This is a genomic window from Streptomyces sp. NPDC042201 (assembly GCF_055582185.1).
Genome location: NZ_JBVJDS010000004.1, coordinates 100,928 through 120,700, shown reverse-complemented (window position 1 = coordinate 120,700; position 19,773 = coordinate 100,928). Strand labels below are relative to the sequence as shown.

Annotated in this window: 1 protein-coding gene (running past one end of the window); it reads left to right on the top strand. The window is 72.2% G+C overall.

Annotated features, from left to right (window positions below):
• Positions 1-19,773, top strand: the 3' portion of a protein-coding gene (locus ACZ6MZ_RS11300; protein ID WP_469351228.1) for an SDR family NAD(P)-dependent oxidoreductase. The gene continues 12,906 nt to the left of window position 1, outside the view; 19,773 of the gene's 32,679 nt are visible here — the last part of the coding sequence; its start codon lies beyond the left edge, outside the window; the stop codon is at positions 19,771-19,773.

Genomic DNA, 19,773 nt, shown 5'->3' with positions numbered 1-19,773 from the left:
GCGCTGCGCGGCCAGGCGGCGCGGCTGCTCTCGTACATCGAGGCGCGGCCCGATCTGCGGCCGCTGGACGTCGGGTTCTCCCTGGCCACGAGCCGGTCGAGCTTCGAGCATCGAGCGGTGGTGCTGGCCGGTGACTCCGTCGACACGGCACAGGTACTGGCGGCGGTGGCGGTCGGCGAGCCGGATGTCTCGGCCGTGTCCGGTTCGGTGATCGGCGGCAAGACGGCGTTCCTCTTCTCCGGTCAGGGCAGTCAGCGGCTGGGGATGGGCCGGGAGTTGTACGAGCGGTTCCCGGTGTTCGCCGAGGCGCTCGACTCCGTACTGGCCCAGCTGGACGGGGAGTTGGACCGTCCGCTCAGGGATGTGATCTGGGGCGATGACGCGGAGCTGCTGAACGAGACGGGCTTCACTCAGCCGGCACTGTTCGCCATTGAGGTCGCTCTCTTCCGGCTGGTGGAGTCGTGGGGTGTCTCCCCGGACTTCGTGGCGGGTCACTCGATCGGTGAGATCGCTGCCGCGTATGTGGCGGGGGTGTTCTCGCTGGAGGACGCGTCCCGTCTGGTCGCGGCGCGGGCCAAGCTGATGCAGGCACTGCCGTCCGGCGGTGCGATGGTCGCGGTGCAGGCGACGGAGGACGAGGTTCTTCCGCTGCTGTCCGAGCGCGAAGCCCAGGTGTCCATCGCCGCGGTCAACGGCCCTTCGTCGGTAGTGATCTCCGGCGATGAGGACGTGGTACTGGAGGTCTCGGCGCGGCTTGAGGAGCAGGGCAGGAAGGCGACCTGGCTGCGCGTCTCGCACGCCTTCCACTCGCCGCTGATGCGGCCGATGCTGGACGAGTTCCGCGCCGTCGCGCAGACCCTGACCTTCGCCGAGCCGTCGGTTCCGGTGGTGTCGAACCTGACTGGCCGGCTGGCGTCGGCCGAGGACCTGTGCTCGCCCGACTACTGGGTGCGGCATGTCCGGGAGGCCGTCCGGTTCGCCGACGGCGTGCGGACCCTCGCCGATCAGGGCGTCGGCGTGTTCCTGGAGCTGGGCCCGGACGGGGTGCTCTCCGCCATGGCCAGGGAATCGGTGCCCGACGAGGCCGTCACTGTGCCGGTGCTCCGCAAGAACCGCCCCGAGGAGACCTCCGCGGTCACCGCCGTGGGCCAACTGCACACGCACGGCGCGCTCGTGGACTGGACCAGGTTCTTCGCCGGGACCGGCGCGTCCCGCGTGGATCTGCCCACGTACGCCTTCCAGCACCAGCCGTTCTGGCCCGGGGGCGTACGAGGCGGCGCCGACGCGGCCGCGATCGGGCTCATGTCCGCAGGACACCCCCTCCTCAACGGCGTTGTCGAACTGGCCGAGGGCGAAGGCGTGTTGTTCACCGGTCGGCTGTCGGTGCAGTCGCACCCATGGCTGGCCGACCACGCGGTGCTCGGCCGGATCCTGCTGCCGGGTACGGCGCTGCTGGAGCTGGCGATCCGGGCCGGCGACGAGGTCGGCTGCGACCGCGTCGAGGAACTGACCCTCGCGGCGCCGCTGGTGCTGCCGGAGCGCGGCGCCCTGCAGACGCAGGTACGGGTCGGAACCGCCGCCGATGAGACCGGGCGGCGCACCCTCACCGTCCACTCCCGTCCCGAGGGCGCGATCGAGTCACCGTGGACCCAGCACGCCATGGGCGTACTGGCCGTCGGTGCCTCCGGCGCGTCCGCCGACTTCGACGCCACGGTCTGGCCGCCCGCGGGCGCCGAGCCGATGGACCTGGACGGCTTCTACGATGCCCGGGCCGCCGACGGTTTCGCGTACGGTCCGGTGTTCCAGGGACTGCGGTCCGTGTGGCGACGCGGCGGCGAGGTCTTCGCCGAGGTGAGCCTGCCGGACGGCCTCCAGGACGAAGCGGAAGCGTTCGGCCTGCACCCCGCGCTGCTGGACGCCGGGCTGCACGCGGCCTGGTTCACCGGTCAGGATCAGCGGGCCGGTGTGCCGTTCTCCTGGAGCGGCGTCTCGCTGCAGGCGTCCGGGGCCTCGGCCGTACGGGTCAGGATGACCCGCGACGCCGACGGAGCGGTCTCGATCGCTCTCGCCGACACCACGGGGGCGCCGGTCGCGTCGGTGGAGTCGCTGGCGATGCGGGCGCTGTCCACCGAGGCGCTGAGCGACTCCGCGGCATTGACGCGGGACGCCCTGTTCCGGCTGGACTGGACTCCGCTGGCCGCGCCCTCCACCGACGCCCCGCAGACGGTGACGGTGCTCGGCCCGGACACCGTGGGTCTGGTGACAGCCCTGCGTGACGCGGGTGTCGAGCCGGACATCCACCAGGAGTTGATGGCTGCGGCGGCCGGAGATACTCCGCTGCCCGGCGTCGTACTGATCCCCGTGGCCGGCGAGCCGACCGCGGACACCGCCGGCTCGGTGCGCGCACTCACCCACCAGGTCCTGGCACAGCTCCAGGCGCGGCTGGCCGAGGAGCGGTTCGCCGCGTCCCGCTTCGTCTTCGTCACCCGTGGCGCTGTGGGCGGTCGCGATGTGGCGGCGGCCTCGGTGTGGGGTCTCGTACGGTCCGCGCAGTCGGAGAACCCCGGCTGCTTCGGACTGGTCGACCTGGACGTGGACGAGTCGGCCGCGCTGCCGCTGTGGGCCCTGGACGCCGATGAGCCGCAGGTGGTGGTCCGGGACGGCGAAGTCCTGGCCGGGCGCCTGCTCCGCAGGCCGGCGGCCGAATTCGATATGACCCCGGCGTGGGGCGCCGAGGGCAGCGTGCTGATCACCGGTGGTACGGGTGGTCTGGGCGCGGTCGTCGCGCGCCATCTGGTGGCCGAGCACGACGTACGGCGGCTGCTGCTGGTCAGCCGGCGGGGACGGGCCGCCGAGGGCGTCGAAGAGCTGGTGGCCGAGCTGGAGCTGCAAGGGACCGCGGTCGCGGTCGCGGCCTGCGATGTGGCCGACCGGGACGCGCTGGCGGACCTGCTGGCCGCGCACCCGGTGTCCGCCGTGGTGCACGCGGCGGGTGTGCTGGACGACGGGGTGGTCGGTTCGCTGACCCCGGAGCGGCTCGACACGGTCCTGCGGCCGAAGGTCGACGCGGCCTGGCATCTGCACGAACTGACCCGGGACATGGACCTCGCCGCTTTCGTGGTCTTCTCCTCCGCGGCGGCCACCTTCGGCAGTCCGGGGCAGGGCAACTACGCGGCGGGCAACGCGTTCCTGGACGCGCTGATGGAGCGCCGGCAGACCGAGGGCCTGCCGGGGACGTCCCTCGCCTGGGGCCCGTGGGACCAGTCCGGTGGCATGACCGGGACGCTCGCGGAAGCGGACACCGACCGGATGGCGCGCTCCGGCGTGCCCCCGCTTCCGGTGGAGCAGGGTGTGGCGCTGTTCGACGCGGCGCTGGCCACCGGGGACGCCGTACTCGCGCCGGTCCGGCTGGACCTGCCGGTGCTGCGTGCCCAGGGTGAGGTGCCGCCGCTGCTGCGGGCTCTGATCCGGACCCGGTCCCGTCGAACGGCGGTCGCCGGATCGGCCACCGCCGCGGGACTTGTGGAGCGGCTGGCCGGGCTCACCGCCGTGGAGCGTCAAGAGGTGCTGCTCGACCTCGTACGCGGGCAGGTCGCCCTCGTACTGGGGCACGCCGACGCCGAGGCGGTCCATCCGGGCCGCGCGTTCCGCGAGCTGGGCTTCGACTCGCTGACGGCGGTCGAACTGCGGAACCGGCTCAACACCGCCAGCGGGCTGCGGCTGCCCGCCACGATGGCCTTCGACTATCCGACGGTCCAGACACTGGTCGACCATCTGCTCGACGAGCTGCTCGGCTCGGACGCGGCGGTGGCCGCGCCCGCTGCCACCCGGACCGCGGCGGTGGCCGACGACCCGATCGTGGTCGTCGGGATGAGCTGCCGGTATCCGGGCGGGGTCGGTTCGCCGGAGGATCTGTGGCGGCTGGTGACCGAGGGCGCCGACGCGATCTCCGGATTCCCGGTCAACCGTGGCTGGGACGTGGACGGGCTGTTCCACCCGGACCCCGACCACATGGGTACGTCCTACACGCGTTCGGGCGGGTTCCTGCACGAGGCGGGGCAGTTCGACCCGGCGTTCTTCGGGATGAGCCCGCGTGAGGCACTGGCGACGGACTCGCAGCAGCGGCTGCTGCTGGAGGCCTCGTGGGAGGCCATCGAGCGGGCGGGGATCGACCCGGTGTCGCTGCGGGGCAGCGCGACGGGGGTCTTCGCCGGTGTGATGTACAGCGACTACACCGCCGTGCTGGCGAGCCCGGAGTTCGAGGGCTTCCAGGGCGGTGGAAGTACGAGTCTGGCGTCCGGCCGGGTGTCGTACACGCTGGGTCTCGAAGGCCCCGCCGTCACCGTCGACACCGCGTGCTCGTCGTCGCTGGTGGCGATGCACTGGGCGATGCAGGCGCTGCGCAGCGGTGAGTGCTCGATGGCGCTGGCCGGCGGGGTGACGGTGATGTCGACGCCGACGGTGTTCGTGGACTTCTCGCGGCAGCGTGGTCTGTCGCCCGACGGGCGGTGCAAGGCGTTCTCCGAGTCGGCCGACGGTGTCGGCTGGTCCGAGGGTGTCGGCATGCTGGTGCTGGAGCGGCAGTCGGACGCGCTGCGCAACGGTCACGAGATTCTGGCTGTGGTGCGAGGCAGTGCGGTGAACCAGGACGGTGCGTCGAACGGTCTGACGGCGCCGAACGGTCCCTCGCAGCAGCGGGTGATCCGGCAGGCGCTCGCCAGTGGCGGACTCACCGCCGACGAGGTCGATGTGGTGGAGGCGCACGGCACGGGCACGATGCTCGGCGACCCGATCGAGGCGCAGGCGCTGCTGGCGACGTACGGCCGGGACCGTGACCCGGAGCGGCCGCTGCTGCTCGGCTCGGTGAAGTCCAATATCGGTCACACGCAGGCCGCCGCCGGCGTCGCCGGGGTGATCAAGATGATCATGGCGATGCGGCACGGAAGCCTGCCGCAGACGCTGCATGTCGACGCTCCGTCCTCCCATGTGGACTGGACCGAGGGCGCGGTGGAGCTGCTGACCGAGCCGACCGTCTGGCCGGAGAGCGACCGTGCGCGGCGCGCGGGTGTGTCGTCGTTCGGTATCAGTGGCACGAACGCGCACGTCATCCTGGAGCAGCCGGCGACGGTGATCCAGGGGACGGTGGTCGGCAAGACCGATGCTCCGGTGCTGGAGCCCGGGGTGGTGCCGTGGGTGCTGTCGGGCAAGACGCCGGAGGCGCTGCGGGGCCAGGCGGCGCGGCTGCTCTCCTTCATCGAGGCGCGGCCGGAGCTGCGGCCGGTGGATGTCGGATTCTCGCTGGCCACGGGCCGGTCGGTCTTCGACCATCGGGCGGCAGTGCTGGCGGACGGCTCCGCGGACACGGTACGAGCCCTGACGGCGCTCGCGGCCGGTGAACCGGACCCGTTGGCCGTATCCGGCTCGGTCACCGGCGGGAAGACGGCCTTGCTCTTCTCGGGCCAGGGTTCGCAGCGGCTGGGGATGGGCCGGGAGCTGTACGAGCGGTTCCCGGTGTTCGCCGAGGCGCTCGACTCCGTACTGACCCGGCTGGACGGGGAGTTGGACCGTCCGCTCAGGGACGTGATCTGGGGCGAGGACGTCGACCTGCTGAACGAGACGGGCTTCACTCAGCCGGCGTTGTTCGCGATTGAGGTGGCGTTGTTCCGGCTGGTGGAGTCGTGGGGTGTTTCCCCGGACTTCGTGGCCGGCCATTCGATCGGTGAGATCGCTGCCGCGTATGTGGCGGGGGTGTTCTCGCTGGAGGACGCCTGCACGCTGGTGGTGGCGCGGGCGAGGCTGATGCAGGCGCTGCCCGTCGGTGGTGCGATGGTGGCGGTGCAGGCGACGGAGGATGAGGTTCTTCCGCTGCTGTCCGACCGTGTGTCGATCGCGGCGGTCAACGGCCCGACGTCGGTGGTGATTTCCGGCGATGAGGATGTGGTCCTGGAGGTCGCGGCGCGGCTGGAAGAGCAGGGCCGTAAAACAAGCAGGCTGCGGGTCTCGCACGCCTTCCATTCTCCGCTGATGCAGCCGATGCTGGACGAGTTCCGCACCGTAGCGCAGGGGCTGGTCTTCCGGACGCCTCGTATTCCGGTGGTGTCGAACCTCACCGGTGAAACGGCGACAGCCGAGGAGCTGTGCTCCGCCGACTACTGGGTGCGGCATGTCAGGGAGGCGGTCCGGTTCGCCGACGGGGTGCGGTTCCTGGAGGGCGCGGGCGTCAGGAAGTTCATGGAGCTCGGGCCGGACGGGGTGCTCTCCGCCATGGCGCGGGAGTCCACCGACGCCGACACGCTCGTGCTGCCGGTGCTGCGCAAGGACCGGCCCGAGGAACTGTCCGCCGTCACCGCGTTGACGCGGCTCCACGTCCAGGGCGTTCCCGTGGACCGGGCCGCCGTGTTCGCCGGGTCCGGCGCGTTGCGGGTGGATGTGCCGACGTACGCCTTCCAGCACCAGTGGTTCTGGCCCGCCGGCCCCCTGGGCGGAGCGGGTGATGTGCGGGCGGCGGGTCTCGGTTCGGCCGAGCATCCGTTGCTGGGCGCCGCGGTCGAACTGGCTGAAGGCGAAGGAGCGTTGTTCACCGGCCGGCTGTCGGTGCAGTCGCATCCGTGGCTGGCCGACCACGCCGTCATGGACCGGGTCCTGCTGCCCGGTACGGCGCTGCTGGAGCTGGCGTTCCGCGCCGGTGACGAGGTCGGCTGCGACCGCGTCGAGGAGTTGACGCTCGCCGCACCGCTCCTGCTTCCCGAGCAGGGCGCGGTGCAGGTGCAGGTACGTGTGGGCGTCGCTGACGACGAGGGCCGGCGCTCGGTCGCGGTCCACTCCCGGCTCGACAGCGCCGACGAGCGGTCCTGGACGCAGCACGCGACGGGTGTACTGGCCGTCGGTGTTTCCGGCGCGTCCACCGACTTCGACGCCACGGTCTGGCCGCCTGCGGGCGCCGAGCCGCTTGATGTCGAGGGCTGCTATGAGCGGTTCGCCGAGATCGGGTTCGGTTACGGGCCGGTGTTCCAGGGGCTCCAGGCTGCCTGGCGGCGTGGCGGTGAGATCTTCGCGGAGGTGAGCCTTCCGGAGGACGCCGACGCGGCCGCGTTCGGTCTGCACCCCGCCCTGCTCGACTCCGCGCTGCACGCTTCCCTGCTCGCCGGCGACGGTGAAGAGGGCAACGGCGGTCTGCCGTTCTCGTGGGAGGGCGTCTCGCTGTACGCGACGGGCGCGTCGGCCCTGCGGGTACGGATCGCTCCCGCGGGCAACGACGCGATATCGGTGACGGTCGCCGACACGTCCGGTGAGCCGGTCGCCTCGGTCGACTCCCTTCTCGTACGGACCGTGTCGAGCGAGCAGCTCCGTGGGGCGGCGGGGCCGGCCAGGGACGCGTTGTTCGGCCTGGGCTGGGTGCCGGTGGCTGTTCCGTCCGAGGCCCTGTCCGGTGCGGTCGCGGTGGTCGGCCCGGATGCTCTCGGCCTGGCCGAGGGCTTGGAGGGGACGGGCGTCACGGTCGGTACGTACCCGGATCTGGCGTCGGCGGCGGGGGAGTCCCCGGTGCCGGACGTGGTGCTGGTGGGTGTCGCCGACACGTCCGACGGTCAGGTGGCGGAGTCCGCGCACGCGCTGACCGCCGACGCGCTGGCATTGGTGCAGGAGTGGCTGTCCGAGGACCGGTTCGCCGGTTCGCGGCTGGTGTTCGTGACCCGGGGCGCCGTGGCGGCCGGTGACGAGGATGTCTCCGATGTCGCCGCCGCCTCGGTGTGGGGCCTTGTCCGGTCCGCGCAGACCGAGAACCCGGGCTCCTTCGGCCTGGTGGACCTCGGGTCCGATGAGCCGGCGGCCGTACTGCCGCGGGCTCTCGGTGCGGATGAACCACAGCTGGTGATCCGAGATGGTGGCATGCGTGCCGGGCGCCTCGCCCGTATGACCGTCGCCGAGCCGGAGGCGGGTGCGGCGTGGGACGCCGAGGGCACCGTATTGATCACCGGTGGTACGGGCGGTCTGGGCGGTCGGCTGGCGCGGCACCTGGTGGCCGGGCGGGGTGTACGGCACCTGCTGCTGGTCAGCCGTAGCGGTCTCGCGGCCGAGGGCGCCGAGGCGCTGGTCGCGGAGCTCGCCGAGCAGGGCGCCGAGGTCTCGGTCGCCGCGTGTGACGTGGCGGACCGGGAAGCGCTGACGGAGCTGTTGGCGTCGATGCCGGTGGACCATCCATTGACCGCTGTGGTGCATACGGCGGGTGTGCTGGACGACGGCGTGATCGGTTCGCTGACGCCGGAGCGGCTCGACACGGTCCTGCGGCCGAAGGCGGACGCGGCCTGGCATCTGCATGAACTGACCCGTGATCTCGATCTGGCCGCGTTCGTGGTGTTCTCCTCGGTCGCCGGCGTCTTCGGCGGCGCGGGACAGGCCAACTACGCGGCGGGCAACACCTTCCTGGACGCGCTCGCCGCGCACCGGCAGGCCGAGGGCCTGCCGGGCCTGTCGCTCGCCTGGGGCCCGTGGGAGCAGGGCGCGGGCATGACCAGCGGTCTGGCCGACCGTGATCTGCGCCGGGCCGAGGACGCGGGCATGCCGCTGCTCTCGGTCGAACAGGGGATGGCCCTGTTCGACGCGGCGCTGGCCGGCGGCGAGCCGCTCGCGGTACCGGTGAGGCTGGACCTGCCGGTGCTGCGCGCACAGGGCGTCGCCCCGGCGCTGCTGCGAGGGCTGATCCGTACGCCTTCACGCCGGGCCGCCACGACGGGATCGGGCGGGGACGCCGGCCTGGCGCAGCGGCTGAGCCGTTTGAACCTGGCGGACCGACAAGAAGTGCTGCTGGATCTCGTCCGTGCCCAGGCGGCTCTGGTGCTGGGCCACGCGAGCGTCGCCGACATCGACTCGGAGCGTGCCTTCCGTGATCTGGGCTTCGACTCGCTGACGGCGGTGGAGCTGCGGAACCGGCTCAACACCGCGACCGGGCTGCGGCTGCCGGCCACGATGGTCTTCGACTACCCGACACTGACGGCGCTGGCGGACCATCTGCTGGACGAACTGCTCGGAGCCGAGGCCGAGGTGGCGATCCCGGTGTCGTCGCTGCCGCCGATGGCGGACGACCCGATCGTGGTGGTCGGGATGGCCTGCCGGTATCCGGGCGGGGTGGCCTCGCCGGAGGATCTGTGGCGGCTGGTCACCGAGGGCGCGGACGCCGTCTCGGACTTCCCCGCCAACCGTGGCTGGGACGTGGACGCGCTGTTCCACCCCGACCCCGACCACAGCGGGACCTCTTACACCCGCTCGGGTGGGTTCCTGCACGAGGCGGGGCAGTTCGACCCGGCGTTCTTCGGGATGAGCCCGCGTGAGGCCATGGCGACGGACTCCCAGCAGCGGCTGCTGCTGGAATCGTCGTGGGAGGCGATCGAGCGGGCCGGTATCGACCCGGTGTCGCTGCGCGACAGCCAGACCGGTGTCTTCGCCGGTGTGATGTACAACGACTACGGCACCACCCTCAACGGCAAGGAGTTCGAGGGCTTCCAGGGCCAGGGCAGCGCGGGCAGCGTGGCCTCGGGCCGGGTCTCCTACACCTTCGGGTTCGAGGGCCCCGCAGTCACCGTGGACACCGCCTGCTCGTCGTCGCTGGTGGCGATGCACTGGGCGATGCAGGCGCTGCGCAGTGGTGAATGCTCGCTGGCGCTGGCCGGCGGTGTCACGGTGATGTCGACCCCCGGCACCTTCGTGGAGTTCTCCCGGCAGCGTGGTCTGTCGCCCGACGGACGGTGCAAGGCGTTCTCCGAGTCGGCCGACGGTGTCGGCTGGGCGGAAGGCGTCGGCATGCTGCTCCTGGAGCGGCAGTCGGACGCCCTGCGCAACGGTCACGAGATTCTGGCCGTCGTGCGTGGCTCGGCGGTGAACCAGGACGGTGCGTCGAACGGTCTGACGGCGCCGAACGGTCCCTCGCAGCAGCGGGTGATCCGGCAGGCGCTCGCCAGTGGCGGACTCTCGCCCGCCGATGTGGACGCGGTGGAGGCGCACGGTACGGGCACCACGCTGGGTGACCCGATCGAGGCGCAGGCGCTGCTCGCCACCTACGGTCAGAGCCGTGAGCCCGAGCGCCCGCTCTGGCTGGGCTCGCTCAAGTCGAACATCGGGCACACCCAGGCGGCCGCCGGTGTCGCCGGGGTCATCAAGATGGTCATGGCGCTGCGGCACGGAGTGCTTCCGCGGACGCTGCATGTGACCGAGCCGTCCTCACACGTCGACTGGTCGGCGGGCGCGGTGGAGCTGCTGAGCGAGCAGACCGCCTGGCCGGAGGCCGGTCGGGTACGGCGTGCGGGTGTGTCGTCGTTCGGTATCAGTGGTACGAACGCGCACGTCATCCTGGAGCAGCCGGCCACGGTGATCCAGGGAACGGTGGTCGGCAAGGCCGATGTTCCGGCGGTGGAGCCGGGTGTGGTGCCGTGGGTGCTGTCGGGCAAGACGCCTGAAGCACTGCGGGGCCAGGCGGCGCGGCTGCTCTCCTTCATCGAGGCGCGGCCGGAGGTGCGGTCGGTGGATGTCGGATTCTCGCTGGCGACGGGCCGGTCGAGGTTCGAGCACCGAGCGGTGCTGCTGACCGGTGACCCGGCTGAGGTGGCTCGAGCGCTGGCGGCGGTGGCGACCGGTGAGCCGGACGCCTCGGTGGTGTCCGGTTCGTCGGGCGGCGGCAAGCGCGCGTTCCTGTTCTCGGGTCAGGGCAGTCAGCGGCTGGGGATGGGCCGGGAGCTGTACGAGCGGTTCCCGGTGTTCGCCGAGGCGCTCGACTCCGTACTGGCGCAGCTGGACGGGGAGTTGGACCGTCCGCTCAGGGACGTGATCTGGGGCGAGGACGTCGACCTGCTGAACGAGACGGGCTTCACCCAGCCGGCGCTGTTCGCCATTGAGGTCGCTCTCTTCCGCCTGGTGGAGTCGTGGGGTGTTTCCCCGGACTTCGTGGCCGGCCATTCCATCGGTGAGATCGCCGCCGCGCATGTGGCCGGGGTCTTCTCGCTGGAGGACGCGTCCCGTCTGGTGGCGGCCCGCGCGAAGCTGATGCAGGCGCTGTCGTCCGGTGGTGCGATGGTGGCGGTGCAGGCCACCGAGGACGAGGTCGTCCCGCTGCTCTCCGACAGTGTGTCGATCGCGGCGGTCAACGGCCCGGCGTCGGTGGTGATTTCCGGTGATGAGGATGTGGTGCTGGAGGTCGCGGCGCGGCTGGCGGAGCAGGGCCGTAAGACGAGCAGGCTGCGCGTCTCGCACGCCTTCCACTCCCCGCTGATGCAGCCGATGCTGGACGAGTTCCGCGCCGTCGCGGAGAGCCTGGTCTTCGCCGAGCCGTCGGTGCCGGTCGTGTCGAACCTGACCGGGCAGCTCGCGACGGTCGAAGAACTGTGCTCGTCCGACTACTGGGTGCGGCACGTGCGCGAGGCGGTCCGCTTCGCCGACGGTGTGCGGACCCTCGCCGACCAGGGCGTGACCACGTTCCTGGAGCTGGGCCCCGATGGTGTGCTGTCGGCGATGGCCGCGGAGTCGGTGCCGGACGGCGCGGTGACCGTACCGGTGCTGCGTAAGGACCGGCCCGAGGAGACGACGGCTCTCAGCGCACTGGCCCAACTGCAGGTGCGCGGTGTACGCGTGGACTGGCCGGCGTTCTTCGCCGGAACCGGCGCGCGGCAGGTCGATCTGCCGACGTACGCCTTCCAGCACCAGTGGTTCTGGCCGACCGGTTCGCACGGAGTGGCGAACGGGGCCGCGGTCGGGCTGACGTCCGCCGAACACCCCCTGCTCAACGGCGCCGTTGAACTGGCCGAGGGCGAGGGCGTGCTGTTCACCGGCCGGCTTTCCGTGCAGTCGCATCCGTGGCTGGCCGACCATGCCGTCATGGGCAGGATCCTGCTGCCCGGTACGGCGCTGCTGGAGCTGGCGTTCCGCGCCGGCGACGAGGTCGGCTGCGACCGGGTGGACGAGCTGACTCTCGCGGCGCCGCTGGTGCTGCCGGAGCGCGGCGCCCTGCAGACACAAGTACGGGTCGGCGTCGCCGACGACACCGGGCGGCGTACCGTCACGGTCCACTCCCATCCCGAGGGTGCGGCGGACGCGTCCTGGACGCAGCACGCGATGGGCGTACTGGCCGTCGGTGCTTCCGGCGCGTCCACCGATTTCGACGCGACAGTCTGGCCGCCCGCGGGCGCCGAGCCGCTTGATGTCGAGGGCTGCTACGAGCGGTTCGCCGAGATCGGCTTCGGTTACGGTCCGGTGTTCCAGGGGCTGCGGGCCGCCTGGCGGCGTGAGGGTGAGATCTTCGCGGAGGTGAGCCTCCCGGAGGACGCCGACGCGGCCGCGTTCGGTCTGCACCCCGCCCTGCTCGACTCCGCGCTGCATGCCTCGCTGCTCGCCGGCGACGGCGAAGAAGGCAACGGCGGCCTGCCGTTCTCCTGGCAGGGGGTCTCGCTGCACGCGACAGGCGCTTCGGCACTGCGGGTACGGCTCGCTCCCGCAGGCAACGACGCGCTGACGATCGCGGTCGCCGACACCACCGGTGAGCCGGTCGCGTCCGTCGACTCGCTGCTCGTACGGACCGTGTCGAGCGAACAGTTGAGTGATAACGGAGCGGTCGGCAGGGACGCGCTGTTCCGGCTGACCTGGATCCCCGTATCGGACGAGCCGCTCGGTTCGCAGTCGGTCGCCGTGCTCGGTGCGGGCGCGTCGGCTCTGGCCGACGCGATGGCGGAGGCCGGCGTGGCCGTCGAGGCGTACGCCGACCTGGCGGCGCTGACGGCGGGGGAGACCCCGGTGCCGGACGTGGTGCTGGTGGGCGTGACCGGTGAGACCGAAGGCCGGGTGGTGGAGTCCGCGCACGCGCTGACCGCCGACGTACTGGCGCTGATCCAGGGATGGCCGGCCGAGGAGCGCTTCGCCGGCTCGCGCCTGGTATTCGTGACGCGCGGCGCGGTAGCGGACGGCGGCGAGGAGGTCACGGACATCGCCGCGGCCTCGGTATGGGGTCTGGTGCGGTCCGCGCAGACCGAGAACCCCGGCTGCTTCGGCCTGGTCGACCTCGGCTCCGACGAGGCGTCGACGGCGCTGCTGCCGCGGGCTCTCGGTGTCGACGAGCCACAACTGCTGGTCCGCGACGACGGAATCCGCGCGGGACGGCTGGCCCGGGTGCCCGTCGGCGACATCCGGGCGGATCACGCCTGGGATGCCGAGGGCACGGTGTTGATCACCGGCGGTACGGGCGGTCTGGGTGGCGTGCTCGCGCGGCACCTCGTGGCCGAGCGTGGTGTGCGGCATCTGCTGCTGGCGAGCCGCCGGGGCGCGGACGCGCCGGGCGCGGCGGAGCTGGTGGCGGAGCTCACCGCTCAGGGCGCCGAGGTCACGGTCGCGGCGTGCGACGTCGCCGACCGGAGCGCGGCGGCCGGTCTGCTGGCCGGTGTGCCGGCCGGACACCCGTTGACCGCCGTGGTGCATACGGCGGGCGTGCTGGACGACGGCATCATCGGATCCCTGACTCCGGAGCGGCTCGACACGGTCCTGCGGCCGAAGGCGGACGCGGCTTGGCATCTGCACGAACTGACCCGTGATCTCGATCTGGCCGCGTTCGTGGTGTTCTCCTCCGTGGCGGGTCTGTTCGGCGGTGCCGGGCAGGGCAACTACGCCGCCGCGAACGCGTTCCTGGACGCGTTGGCAGGCCGTCGGCGGGCCGAGGGCCTGCCCGGTGTGTCGCTGGCCTGGGGCCCGTGGGACCAGTCCGGCGGGATGACCGGAAGCGTGACCGAGGCGGACATGCAGCGGATGGCCCGCTCCGGTATGCCGCCGCTCTCCCTCGACCAGGGCGTGGCGCTGTTCGATACGGCGCTGGCCACCGGCGAGGCCGTGGTGGCGCCCGTGCGGCTCGACCTGCCGGCGCTGCGTGCGCGGGGTGAGGTCCCGCCGCTGCTGCGGGCGTTGATCCGTACCCGCTCCCGACGGACCGCCGTGGCCGGATCCGCCACCGCCACCGGGCTCGCGAGCCGGCTGGCCGGGCTCGACTCCGTACAGCGGCAGGAGGCGCTCCTCGATCTCGTACGGGGTCAGGTCGCCCTTGTGCTCGGCCACACCGGCGCGGGAGCCGTGGACGCGGCCGCACAGTTCCGGGACCTGGGCTTCGATTCGCTGATGGCGGTCGAGCTGCGGAACCGGCTGTCCACGGTGACCGGCCTGCGGCTCACTGCCACGTTGATCTTCGACTATCCGACCGCGACGGCGCTGGCGGACCATCTGCGTGACGAGTTGTTCGGAACGGAGGCCGACGTGTCGGTCCCGGTCCGGCTGCTGCCGTCGCTGGCCGACGATCCGATCGTGGTCGTCGGGATGAGCTGCCGGTACCCGGGCGGCGTCGGTTCGCCGGAGGATCTGTGGCGGCTGGTGACCGAGGGCGCCGACGCGATCTCGGGATTCCCGGACAACCGCGGCTGGGATATCGAATCGCTGTATCACCCCGACCCCGACCACGCCGGCACGGCCTACACCCGCTCCGGCGGGTTCCTGCGGGACGCCGGCGCGTTCGATCCCGCGTTCTTCGGGATGAGCCCGCGTGAGGCCATGGCGACGGACTCCCAGCAGCGGCTGCTGCTGGAAGCGTCGTGGGAGGCGGTCGAGCGGGCCGGTGTGGATCCGGTGTCGCTGCGGGGCAGCGCGACGGGCGTGTTCGCCGGTGTGATGTACAGCGACTACGGCACCACCCTCAACGGCAAGGATTTCGAAGGCCATCAGGGTCAGGGCAGCGCGGGCAGCGTGGCGTCGGGCCGGGTGTCCTACACCTTCGGGTTCGAAGGGCCCGCGGTGACGGTGGACACGGCGTGCTCGTCGTCGTTGGTGGCGATGCACCTGGCCGCGCAGGCGCTGCGCGGCGGCGAATGCTCGCTGGCGCTGGCCGGTGGTGTGACGGTGATGTCGACTCCCGGCACCTTCGTGGAGTTCTCCCGGCAGCGTGGTCTGTCGCCTGACGGACGGTGCAAGGCGTTCTCCGAGTCGGCCGACGGTGTCGGCTGGGCGGAAGGCGTCGGCATGCTCGTCCTGGAGCGGCAGTCCGACGCGGTGCGCAACGGCCACGAGATCCTGGCCGTGCTGCGCGGCAGTGCGGTCAACCAGGACGGTGCTTCGAACGGTCTGACCGCGCCGAACGGTCCCTCGCAGCAGCGGGTGATCCGGCAGGCCCTGGCCAGTGGCGGACTCTCCGCCGACGAGGTCGACGCCGTGGAGGCGCATGGCACGGGCACCACACTCGGTGACCCGATCGAGGCGCAGGCGCTGCTCGCGACGTACGGCCGGGACCGTGATCCGGAGCGGCCGCTGCTGCTCGGCTCGGTGAAGTCCAACATCGGTCACACGCAGGCGGCCGCCGGCGTCGCCGGTGTGATCAAGATGATCATGGCGATGCGGTACGGAACGCTGCCGCAGACGCTGCACGTCGACGCTCCGTCGTCCCATGTGGACTGGTCGGCGGGCGCCGTGGAGTTGCTGACGGAGTCCACCGAGTGGCCCGAATCCGGCCATGTCCGGCGTGCGGGTGTGTCGTCCTTCGGGATCAGCGGTACGAACGCGCACATCATCCTGGAGCAGCCCGCGTCGGTGGCCGAAGCGGCCGCCGAGCCGGCCGGGGCCGAGCTGCCCGACACGGGGGTGCCGTGGGTGCTCTCGGGCAAGACGGCGGACGCGCTGCGGGACCAGGCGGCCCGCCTGCTGTCCGCTCTTGAGGCGCGGCCGGAGCTGCGTCCGGTGGATGTCGGGTTCTCCCTGGCCACGAGCCGGTCGAGCTTCGAGCATCGAGCGGTGGTGCTGACGGGTGATCCGGCCGACATGGTGCGGGCGCTGGCGGCGCTGGCGGCCGGCGAGCCGGACCCGCTGGCCGTCTCCGGTGCGGCCACCGGCGGAAGGACGGCGGTGCTGTTCTCCGGTCAGGGCAGCCAGCGGCTGGGGATGGGCCGGGAGCTGTACGAGCGGTTCCCGGTGTTCGCCGAGGCGCTCGACTCCGTACTGGCGCGGCTGGACGGCGAGTTGGACCGTCCACTGCGTGAGGTCATCTGGGGCGAGGACGCCGAGCTGCTGAATGACACGGGCTTCACCCAGCCCGCGCTGTTCGCCATTGAAGTGGCGCTGTTCCGGCTGGTGGAGTCGTGGGGTGTGACCCCGGACTTCGTGGCAGGACATTCCATCGGTGAGATCGCCGCCGCCCATGTGGCGGGGGTGTTCTCACTGGAGGACGCGTCCCGTCTGGTGGTGGCGCGGGCTTCGCTGATGCGGGCGCTGCCGGCCGGTGGCGCGATGGTGGCGGTGCAGGCGACGGAGGACGAGGTGGTCCCGCTGCTGTCCGACGGCGTCTCGATCGCCGCCGTCAACGGTCCGGCCTCCGTGGTCGTCTCCGGGGCCGAGGACGCCCTGCTCGACGTCGCGGCACGGATCGAGGAACTCGGCAGGAAGGCGACCTGGCTGCGTGTCTCGCACGCGTTCCACTCGCCGTTGATGCAGCCGATGCTGGAGGAGTTCCGCGCGGTGGCGGAGGGCCTGGTCTTCCGGGCGCCGCGTATCCCGGTGGTGTCGAACCTGACCGGCGGTCTGGCCTCGGACGGGGAGCTGTGCTCGGCCGAGTACTGGGTACGGCACGTCCGGGAGGCGGTCCGCTTCGCCGACGGTGTACGGACCCTCGCCGACCAGGGCGTGACCACGTTCCTGGAGCTGGGCCCGGACGGGGTGCTCTCCGCCATGGCCCAGGAATCGGTGCCGGACGGCGCCGTGACCGTCCCGGTCCTGCGCAAGAACCGGGACGAGGAACTCACCGCCCTCGCCGCGCTGGCTCAGGTGCACGCGCACGGTGCCACGGTCGACTGGAGCGGGTTCTTCACCGGAACGGGCGCGCGACGGGTCGAACTGCCCACGTACGCCTTCCAGCACCAGTGGTTCTGGCCGGCGGGATCGCGGTCCGGCACCGGTGACGTACGCGCGGCGGGGCTGGGCTCCGCCGAGCACCCGCTGCTGGGCGCGGCGGTCGAACTCGCCGCAGGGCAAGGCGTGTTGTTCACCGGCCGGCTGTCCGTGCAGTCGCATCCGTGGCTGGCCGACCACGCGGTCATGGACCAGATCCTGCTGCCGGGTACGGCGCTGCTGGAGCTGGCGATCCGGGCCGGCGACGAGGTCGGCTGCGACCGGGTCGAGGAACTGACCCTCGCGGCCCCGCTGCTCCTGCCGGAGCGCGGCGCCGTGCAGGTGCAGGTCGCGGTGGGTACGCCCGACGAGTCGGGCCGCCGCTCCGTGGGGATCTACTCCCGGCCCGAAGGCGCGACCGACGCGCCGTGGACCCAGCACGCCACCGGCGCGCTGGCCGAAGGCGCCGGACCGGAGAACACCGGGTTCGACGCCACGGTCTGGCCGCCGAAGGACGCGGAGGCCCTGGACCTGGACGGCTGCTACGAGCGGTTCGCCGAGATCGGGTTCGCCTACGGCCCGGTGTTCCAGGGGCTCCACGCCGCCTGGCGGCGTGACGGCGAGGTCTTCGCGGAGGTCAGCCTGCCCGAGGAGGCGCAGGGTGACGCGGCCGCGTTCGGTCTGCATCCCGCGCTGCTCGACGCCGCGCTGCACGCCTCTCTGCTCGCCGGTGACGGCGGGTCGGGCGGCGCCGCTCTCCCGTTCTCCTGGGAGGGCGTCTCGCTCCGGGCGAGCGGCGCCGCCGCGCTGCGGGTACGGATCGCTCCGGCCGGGGACGACGCGATATCGATCGCGGTCGCCGACACCTCCGGCGCCTCGGTCGCCTCGGTCGACTCGCTGCTCGTACGGGCCGTGTCGAGCGAACAGCTGAACGCCGCCACCGGAACGGGCAAGGACGCGCTCTTCGTACAGAACTGGATTCCGGTGCCCGCCGCAGGCCAGGCCGGGTCCGGCACACCGAGCGCCGGTCCGGTCGCCCTGGTGGGGCCGGATCTCCTCGGACTCGCCGCCGGCGCGGCCGGATTCGGTGCGCTCGTCGAGACGCATACCGACCTGGCGTCGCTGGCCGCGACGGATGCCCCGGTGCCGGGTGTCGTGCTGATGCCCGTACTCGGCGACGCGGCCGACACCGTGCCCGGATCGGTACGGTCGCTCACATCCCGGACGCTGGAGCAGCTGCAGCGGTGGCTGGACGAGGACCGGTTCGCCGGGTCGAAGCTGGTGTTCGTCACCCGGGGCGCGGTGGCTGTGGACGGCGGCGGTGTGGCCGATCTGGCGGCGGCTTCCGTCCGGGGCCTGGTGCGGTCCGCGCAGTCGGAGAACCCCGGCTGCTTCGGTCTGCTGGACCTCGACCCCGCCGACGGCGCCGAGCGGCTTCCGCTGGCGCAGGCCCTTGGCTCGGACGAGCCGCAATGGGCGCTGCGCGGCGGTGAGCTCAGGGCCGCGCGGCTGGACCGGGCGTCACTCCCGGAGCCGGTCCCCGGCGACGCCGGGGACGACGGCGATGGCTGGGAGCGGGGCGGCACGGTGGTGATCACCGGCGGCACCGGTGGTCTGGGCGGTGTGCTGGCCCGGCACCTGGTCGCCGAGCGCGGCGTACGCCGTCTGCTGCTGCTCAGCCGCCGAGGTCTCGGCGCGGACGGCGCGGAAAAGCTCGTCGAAGAGCTGGAACTGCTCGGCGCCGAGGTCACGGCCGCGGCCTGTGACGTCGGCGACCGGGCCGCCCTGGCCGAGGTCCTGGCGGCGGTGGACCCGGCGCGTCCGGTGTCGGCGGTGGTGCACGCCGCCGGCGTGCTGGACGACGGCGTGATCCGTTCCCTGACCCCGGCGCGGCTGGACACCGTACTGCGGCCGAAGGTCGACGCGGCCTGGAACCTGCACGAACTCACGCGGGACCTCGACCTCTCCGCGTTCGTGGTGTTCTCGTCCGTGGCCGGCGTGTTCGGCGGCGCCGGGCAGGGCAACTACGCGGCCGCGAACACCTTCCTGGACGCGCTGATGGAACACCGGCGGGCCGAGGGACTGCCGGGCGTGTCGTTGGCCTGGGGTCCGTGGGATCAGGCCGGTGGGATGACCGGCGGCGTCACCGAGGCGGACATGCGACGGCTGGCCCGCTCGGGTATGCCGGCGCTCTCCACCGACCAGGGGGTGGCGCTGTTCGACGCGGCGCTCACCGCCGCGGCGGCGCTGGTGCTGCCCGTACGGCTGGATCTGCCGGCACTCCGGGCGCAGGGCGAGATCCCGGCCCTGCTCCGGGGCCTCATCCGTACGCCTGCCCGGCGGTCCGCGACGGCCGCTCCGCAGTCGGCCGACTCGCTCGCACAGCGGCTGACCGGACTGACCGAGGAGGAGCGCCGCGACGTTCTTCTGAAGCTGGTCCGCGACCAGGCCGCCGTGGTGCTCGGACACGCGGACGGGACGGCTGTCGGGGCCACCCGCCAGTTCCAGGAGCTGGGCTTCGACTCGCTGACGGCGGTGGACTTCCGGAACCGGCTGAACGCGGCCACCGGGCTGCGTCTGCCGGCCACCCTGTTGTTCGACTACCCCACCCCGGCCGATGTCGTGGACCATCTCCGCGACCAGCTGGTGACCGAGGAGGCCACCGGGGCGGGATCGGTTCTCGCCATTCTCGACCAGTTGCAGAAGGCGATGACGGAGATGACCGTCGACGCGCAGGAATACAAGCATGTCGCCGGACGAATCGAGGTACTCAGGACGAAGTGGGCCGCACTGAACAAGGAGTCGGCGAACGGCAGCGGCGAATTCGACCTCGAAGCGGCGTCGGACGACGATGTGTTCGCGCTTCTCGACGACGAGCTCGGCCTGTCCTGA